Source organism: Streptodolium elevatio, from assembly GCF_040649515.1.
GTDB lineage: Bacteria > Actinomycetota > Actinomycetes > Streptomycetales > Streptomycetaceae > Yinghuangia > Yinghuangia elevatio.
This window is the reverse complement of record NZ_JBEZFP010000127.1, coordinates 19,091-27,117: the sequence shown is the minus strand read 5'-3', so window position 1 is coordinate 27,117 and position 8,027 is coordinate 19,091. Positions and strand designations below refer to the sequence as shown.

The 8,027-nt window shown below is 71.4% G+C and carries 4 protein-coding genes; 3 read left to right on the top strand and 1 reads right to left on the bottom strand.

The features are described from left to right. The 3 genes from AB0C36_RS34220 to AB0C36_RS34210 all read left to right on the top strand — a co-directional run. Positions 1–3,340: HAMP domain-containing protein (locus AB0C36_RS34220; RefSeq protein ID WP_358362080.1), on the top strand; the 3,340-nt coding region annotated here is incomplete at its 5' end. Between the two features lie 102 nt (positions 3,341–3,442). Then, the gene (locus AB0C36_RS34215; protein WP_358362077.1) at positions 3,443–5,890 is read left to right on the top strand and encodes a SpoIIE family protein phosphatase; all 2,448 of its coding nucleotides are present in this window, start codon (positions 3,443–3,445) and stop codon (positions 5,888–5,890) included. 318 nt (positions 5,891–6,208) lie between these two features. Next, entirely contained in the window at positions 6,209–6,658 is a 450-nt protein-coding gene (locus AB0C36_RS34210; protein WP_358362074.1) for an STAS domain-containing protein, read from the top strand. Between the two features lie 96 nt (positions 6,659–6,754). Here the strand turns inward: AB0C36_RS34210 and AB0C36_RS34205 are convergent, their stop codons facing one another. Continuing rightward, positions 6,755–7,927, bottom strand: a complete 1,173-nt coding sequence (locus tag AB0C36_RS34205) for an amidohydrolase family protein (RefSeq protein WP_358362071.1) — start codon at positions 7,925–7,927, stop codon at positions 6,755–6,757. Between the last annotated feature and the right edge of the window lie 100 nt (positions 7,928–8,027).

Below are 8,027 nucleotides of genomic sequence, written 5' to 3'. Positions count from 1 at the left end.
GGCCACCGCGGTGGCGAAGGGCGACCTGTCGCAGAAGATCACCGTCGACGCCCGCGGCGAGATCCTGGAGCTGAAGAGCACCGTCAACACCATGGTCGACCAGCTCTCCGCGTTCGCCGACGAGGTCACCCGCGTCGCCCGCGAGGTCGGCACCGAGGGCAACCTCGGCGGCCAGGCGACCGTTCGCGGCGTCTCGGGGACCTGGAAGGACCTGACCGACAACGTCAACGTCATGGCCTTCAACCTGACCGGACAGGTCAGGTCCATCGCGCAGGTGGCCACCGCGGTCGCGAAAGGCGACCTCTCGCAGAAGATCACCGTCGAGGCCAAGGGCGAGGTCGCCGCTCTCGCGGGCGTCATCAACACCATGGTCGACACGTTGTCCGCGTTCGCCGACGAGGTCACCCGGGTCGCCCGCGAGGTCGGCACCGAAGGCATGCTCGGCGGCCAGGCCCGGGTGCCGAACGTCGCCGGGACCTGGAAGGACCTGACCGACAACGTCAACTCGATGGCGAACAACCTCACCGGCCAGGTCCGCAACATCGCCCTGGTGACCACCGCGGTCGCCAACGGCGACCTGTCGAAGAAGATCGACGTGGACGCCCGCGGCGAGATCCTGGAACTCAAGACCACCATCAACACGATGGTCGACCAGCTCTCCTCCTTCGCCGCCGAGGTCACCCGGGTCGCGCGGGAGGTCGGGAGCGAGGGCCGGCTCGGCGGCCAGGCCGAGGTCGAGGGCGTCTCGGGCACCTGGAAGCGCCTGACCGAGAACGTCAACGAGCTCGCCGGCAACCTGACCCGCCAGGTCCGGGCCATCGCCGAGGTCGCCAGCGCCGTCGCCGAGGGCGACCTGACCCGGTCCATCACCGTCGACGCCTCGGGCGAGGTCGCCGAGCTCAAGGACAACATCAACTCCATGGTCGGCTCGCTGCGGGAGACCACGCGGGCCAACCAGGAGCAGGACTGGCTCAAGTCCAACCTGGCCCGGGTCTCCGGGCTCATGCAGGGCCACCGCGACCTCGCCATGGTGGCCGAACTGGTCATGGACGAACTGATCCCGCTGGTCGACGCCCAGTACGGCGCGTTCTACCTGGCCGAGGAGGACCCGCGCGGCACGGCGCTGACGCTGATCGGCTCGTACGGCCTGCCGGCCCACGAACCGCCCCGCCGCGTCCCGCCCGGCCGCACCCTGGCCGGCCAGGCCGCCCGGAGCCGCCGGGCCATCGCCGTCGACAACGTCCCGCCCGGGTACGTCGTCTCCTCCGGCCTCGGCCAGGCGACGCCCGTGGCCCTGCTGGTCCTGCCCATCGTGGTCGAGGAGCAGGTCCTCGGCGTCATCGAACTCGCGTCCGTCAGCCCGTTCACGCCCGTCCACCGCGACTTCCTCGGCCAGTTGATGGAGACCATCGGCGTCAACGTCAACACCATCGTCGCCAACGCCCGCACCGACGAACTCCTGGGCGAGTCGCAGCGCCTGGCCGGCGAACTCCAGGCCCGCTCCGAAGAGTTGCAGAACCAGCAGGAGGAACTGCAGCGCTCCAACGCCGAACTCGGAGACAAGGCGGCGCTGCTGGCCGCGCAGAATCGCGACATCGAGGCGAAGAACCTCCAGATCGAGCAGGCCCGCCAGGAACTGGAGGACCGTGCCAGGCAGTTGACCCTCGCCTCGAAGTACAAGTCCGAGTTCCTGGCCAACATGAGCCACGAACTGCGCACCCCGCTCAACAGCCTGCTCATCCTCGCCCAGCTGCTGGCCCAGAACCCGACCCGCAACCTCAGCCCCAAGCAGGTGGAGTACGCCGGGATCATCCACTCCGCCGGGTCGGACCTGCTCCAGCTCATCAACGACATCCTCGACCTGTCCAAGGTCGAGGCCGGCAAGATGGACGTCAACCCCGAACAGGTGCCGCTGCGCCGCCTCCTGGACTACGTCGAGGCCACCTTCCGGCCGATGACCACGCAGAAGAACCTGACGTTCGCCATCAGCACCGCGCCGGGGCTGCCGAACGACCTGCTGACCGACGACTCCAGGCTCCGCCAGGTGCTGCGGAACCTGCTCTCCAACGCCGTCAAGTTCACCGAGCGCGGCGGCATCGAGCTGCGTATCGAGCCGGCGTCCCCGGCCGAACTCCCCGACGGGGTGCACGGGGGCGGGCAGGTCGTCGCCTTCCACGTCAAGGACACCGGAATCGGCATCTCCCCGCAGCAACTGGAGACCATCTTCGGGGCGTTCCAGCAGGCCGACGGCACCACCAGCCGCAAGTACGGTGGCACCGGGCTGGGCCTGTCGATCAGCCGCGAGATCGCGTACCTGCTCGGCGGCGCCGTCACCGCACGGAGCACGCCCGCGGTGGGCAGCACGTTCACCTTCTACCTGCCGGTCGCACGGGCGGACTTCGCCGTCGCCGCACCCGAACCGGCCGCCGCCGCGCGGCCCAAGGAGCCCCCCACCACCGTCGACGAGGCGTCCGCGCCGCAGCAGCGACGGCTGCTGGTGATAGAGGAGCGGGTCCCCGGACTGCTGTCGCTCGTGGCCCAGAACGCCGTCGCGGACCTCGGCACGGGCCACGGCCTGGGCCAGCCCCGCGGAGACACGAGGATCGTCACCTCCGTCGACGCGCGGGCCGCCGCCGAGGCACTCGCCACGACGCCGTGCCACTGCATCGTCCTCGCCCTGGAGATGCCGGGCGGCGAAGCCATGCGGCTCCTCGACGCGTTGGACGGCGACCCCGCACTGGCCGCGGTCCCCGTGCTGGCCCACGTCAACCGCCGCCTGTCCGCCGAGCAGGAGCGGGACCTCCAGGCCCGCGCCGCCCGGCGCCCCCTGGAACTGCTCTCCAGCCTCGACGAGTTGCGCGAACGCATCGCCCTGCACCTGACCGCCGACCAGCCCGGCGACGTCCTGCCGCTGGTCCGCGGCGAGGAACGGGCCCCCGCCGACCCGGATCCCGCGGACGACCGGCTCGCCGGCCGGACCGTCCTGGTCGTCGACGACGACGCCCGGAACCTCTACGCGCTCAGCGGCATCCTCGAACTGCACGGCCTGCGGGTCCTGCACGCCGAGAACGGCCGCAAGGGCATCGAGGTCCTGAACGAGAACCCCACGATCGACCTGGTCCTGATGGACGTGATGATGCCCGAGATGGACGGCTACGCGGCCACCGCGGAGATCCGGCGCATGCCCGCCTTCGCGGGGCTGCCCGTCATCGCGGTGACCGCCAAGGCGATGCCCGGCGACCGCGAGAAGAGCCTCTCGTCCGGTGCGAGCGCCTATGTCACCAAACCGGTGGACGCCGACGACCTGATCGCGTGCGTCCGGCACTGGTTGGGTACGTAGCACGGGCGAACGCGACCCCGAAAACCTTGTTCCGCACCGACGTCCCCGGACCCACCGCCGCGGAGGCGGCAGCCGTACCGACGCCAAAGAGTAGGCGACACCATGACCGACCGTGAAAGGCGACCGCGCGACCACGACACCGCCGCGGACAGCGCGGAACCCTCCTCGCCCGGACGCCTGGCGGCCACCGTCGCCCGGCTCGGCGACGAGGTCCGGGCCGCGCACGCCGCCGCCGAGGGACGCGCGCTCATCGAGATGGCCAAGGGCATCCTCATCGAACGGCTCAAGTGCGGGCCGCGCGACGCCGCCCGGCAGCTGTCCGAACTCGCCGGCCGCACGGACGTGTCCCCGCTCGAACTCGCCGCCGACATCGTCAACCAGGCGGCACGGGACCGACTCAGCGCCGTGGCAAGCGAGTTCGTCCGGCGTACCAAGGTCGACGCGGAGGCCGGCGGTGAAGGCGGCCGAAGCGGCGGCGGAAGCCGAGCGGGAGACGCCGCGCGAGGCGGGGCCGGCGACCCGGACCTCAGCCGCCTCGCGGTACGCCTGCGCACCGCCGAGAGCGGCATCCTGGCCGCCGACGACACCCAGTCGGTCGCCCAGTCGCTGCTGGAGCACGCTCTCGCGCCGCTGGGCGCCACCGCCGTAGCGGTGTGGGCCGCGGCATCCGACGGCTCCCTCACCCTCAGAGGCCACGCCGGGTTCTCAGCCGACGAGGCGCGCCGGTGGCGGTACGTTCCGCCCGGCCTGACCACGCTCGCCCGCTCCGCACTCACCGGCCGCGCCGGCGTCTGGACCCGGTCGGCGGCCGAATCCGGGACGCCGTCGATCGGCCTGCGCGAACACCCGGGCTCACGCGCCGCCTTCCCGGCCGGCACCGGCGGCCGCATCCGCGGCGTCCTGGAGATCTGCTGGCCGCACCCGATCCCGCCGCAGCCGAGCATCATCCACAAGCAACTCGACGCACTGGCCGAGCTGAGCGCGCACACCTTCGAGGACACCTTCGCCGTGCGGGACGCCGCCGACGGGGCCGGCACCCCCATCCTGGCCGAGCTCGTCCAGTTCGCCGACGGGCTCCGCGACCCGGCCCTGGTCCTGGTCCCCCACCTGGATCCCGGCGGCGCCCTGGTCGACTTCCGCATCGAGCACGTCAACCGGTCCTTCGTCGACCCGGCCGGACGCAGTCCTCGTACGGTGCAGGGCGCGCTCCTGCTGGAGGCCTACCCGCTCGCCGCCGCCGGCTCGCTCTTCAGCCACATCGAACGCGTGCACGCCACCGGCGAACAGTTCCACGGCGACGGGATCGCGCTCACGACCCTGGTCGACGAAGTACCGCTCACCGCCCTCGCCGACATCAGCCTCAGCCGGCTGGGCCCCGCCGTGCTGTTCGTCTGGCGCCAACTGGACGAGACCGCCCGGCTCGCCGGCCTCCTCCAGCACGCCCAGCGCCTCGGGAGGCTCGGTGGTTTCGAGGAGCGGCTCGACACCGGCGAGATCATCTGGAACACCGAGATGTTCCACCTGCACGGCCTCCCGCCCACCGCTTCCCCACCGCGGCTGGAGGAACTCGCGGGACGCGCGCACCCCGACGACGCCGCGGCCATCCGGCGCTTCCTGCGCACGGTGATGCACCACCGCCGGCCGGCCTCGGTCGCCTTCCGTCTGCAACGCCCGGACGGCGTCACCCGGCACATCCGCGCCGCCGCCGAACCGGTGCTCGACGTCGACGGCCGGCTCCAGGGCGTACGCGGCGCGCACCAGGACATCTCCGCCCAGCACTGGACCGAGGTGGCCCTGGCCGCCACCCGCGACCAACTCGCCCACACCGAGCAGCAGGCGGTCCTGCGCAATCGGCTCACGCTGCAACTCCAGCACGCCATCATGCCGCCGGAGACGGCACCGGTGGACGTCCCGGCGCTCGAAGTCGCGGTCCGCTACCGGCCCGCCGAGTCGGAGGCCACCGTCGGCGGCGACTGGTACGACGCCGTGCTTCTGCCCACCAAGCAGGTCCTGGTCAGCGTCGGCGACGTCGCCGGGCACGGCATGGGGGCCGCCACCAGCATGGTGGTCCTGCGCAACGCCCTGCGCGGCCTCGCCGTCACCGGCGCGGGCCCCGCGCAAATGCTGTCGTGGCTCAACATGGTGACGCACAGCCTCACCGGCCATGTCACCGCGACGGTCGTGTGCGGACTGTACGACCCGCAGCGGCACGTGCTGCGCTGGGCGCGCGCCGGGCACCTGCCGCCGGTCCTCATCCGCGACGACAGCGCCGACTCCCTGCCGTTCATCGGCGGGATCCTGCTCGGCGCCGTCGCCGACGCGACGTACGACGAGGAGGAGGTGCAACTGCAGCCTTCCGACACCGTGCTGATGTACACCGACGGCCTCATCGAACGCCGCGACCGCAACGTGCGCGACTCCATCGCACAACTCCTCGTGCACGCCGAGGCCCCCGCCGACTCCCTCGACCTGCGCCTGGACCGGCTGCTGACGCACAGCGCGGCCGACACGGACGACGACACGTGCATCGTCGGCTTCCGCGTCACCTGACGCCGTCGCGCCCGCGCGCCGGCGCGACGCGCGCCAGGCGCTCGACGAGCGCGCTTGGGGACGGGTGAGCGCGTACGTCCGGGAGCAGGCGGGGGTGTGCGCTGTGCGGGGGTGGGTGGACACAGTGCGCGGGCGGGCCCTGCGGGCGGCGGGCGGGCGCGCCCGGAAGAGCAGCCGTCGACGGACCGGACAACCGTGGCCTGCGTGGTGATCGTTGCCGTACGGCAACGTATTCTGTTCACCTCGTGCCATGCGGCCCGGACCGTGTCCCCCCTATGTCGGTCCGACGCCTGACGCACACCCGAACAAGAGGAACCGATGCCGCGACGACCACGCCCCACCGCCCCCAAGTCCCCACGGGACAAACGCTCTTCCCCCGGCGTTCCGGGCACGTCGCGCGCCAGGCCGACGCCTCTGCACACGGCCACCATCGGCGACTCCACCCGCACGGTGGTCCAGGTCGCCGGCGAGGTCGACCACGAGACCTCGCTCCAGGTCCACGGCGCGCTCGAAGCGGCCCTGGACGCCGCTCTCACCGGCGATGCCCGCGTACCTTGGCTGCACCTGGACCTGGCCCAGGTCACCTTCTGCGACAGCGCCGGACTGAACGTCTTCCTCATGGCCCGGCGCCGCGCGCTGGAGAACGACATGAGGTTCACGCTCGACCCGAGCCCCCGCGTCACCCAACTCCTAAACCTGACCGGCACCACGGCCCTGTTCGACACCCACACCGACCCCCAAACCGACCCCCCGCCGACCGCAACCTGACCCGACGTTGTGCGCGCGGCAGGCGCGGGTCGGGGGTACGGCAGCCCCGGCCCACGTCTGCACTGCCGTCGGGGGCCCGTCGTGCCGGTGCCGGTCTCAGGCGGTCGGCAGGGGGAGGTTGTACAGGCGTGCGGCGTTGTCCTGCATGACCAGGCGTACGGTGTCCGGGTCGAGTTGGTCGGTGGCCTGGCCGGCGACGTCGAGGCTGTCGGGGTACAGGCACGTCGGGTGCGGGAAGTCGGTCTCGAAGAGGACGTTGCGGGCGCCCACGCGTTCGATGGTGTGGGCGATGTCCTGGTTCTCGAACCAGAAGCAGGCCGAGATCTGCCGGTCGAAGTACTGCTTCGGCGACAGCGTCAAGTGGTCCATCGACCCGGGGGTGGTCTCGCCGAGCTGGCGGGTGAGGGCTTCCAGGAAGAAAGGGATCCAGCCGATGCCGCTCTCCACCGACACGATCTGCAGGCGGGGGTGCCGCTCCAGCACACCGGAATAGATGAAGTTCGCGATGACCCGGGCGTTGGACAGGTACATCATCGACGAGCCGATCGCCAGCTTCTCGTCCAGGCCCAGGGACGGCCAGCCGGAGGTGCCCAACCAGCTCATCGACTCGTGGGCCGCGCCGATATGGAAGTTGACCGGCATGCCCAGGTCCGCGCACACCTCCCACAGCGGGTTCCAGACGGGCCGGGAGAAGTCCGGCAGTCCGGCGTTCTGCGGGTCGCTGGTGGTGTTCACGCCGCGAAGTCCCATGCCGTGCATGCGCTCCACCTCGCGTACCGAGGCGTCGATGTCCCACCAGGGCAGCAGGCCCATCGGGAACAGCCGGTCCCCGGACCGCTCCTGCATCTCGGCCATCGCGTCGTTGTAGAGGGTCGCGCACAGCAGCTTCAGCTGCGGGTCGTCGACCGCCGCGAAGCGCTGCCCGCCGAATCCCGCGGTGTTCGGGTAGACGATCTGCGCCCACACCCCCAGCGCGTCCATCAGCTCCAGGCGCGCGGTGACGTCGTACGCCGCCGCGCTGACCTTCTCGAACGGCCAGGAGATGAAGTCGGTTCCGCGCGAGCGCGTCCCGTCGACGTCGACAACCGCGGACGCGGTCGCCGGACCGAGCACCTTGCCGTCGACGACCCACTGCGGCTGGCCGTCCACGTCGGTCACGTGCGGCACCCGGTCGCGATAGCCCTGCGGGGCACGGGAGGTCCACAGGTCGTGGGGCTCGGTGACGTGGGTGTCGGCGTCGACGACTCTCAGGGGGGTTGCGGTGGGCATCGGGCACTCCAAATGGACGAGGAGCGGGCCGCACACGCCGGCACACGGCCGGGGCAGCCCTGACTCAGTTGGTAAATCTAACGTTTCACTACACGACAAG

Bases quoted from the DNA above. Each gene is read 5' to 3' on its own strand.
- AB0C36_RS34215 (WP_358362077.1), top strand. From the start codon at position 3,443: ATGACCGACCGTGAAAGGCGACCGCGCGACCACGACACCGCCGCGGAC.
- AB0C36_RS34210 (WP_358362074.1), top strand. From the start codon at position 6,209: ATGCCGCGACGACCACGCCCCACCGCCCCCAAGTCCCCACGGGACAAA.
- AB0C36_RS34205 (WP_358362071.1), bottom strand. From the start codon at position 7,927: ATGCCCACCGCAACCCCCCTGAGAGTCGTCGACGCCGACACCCACGTC.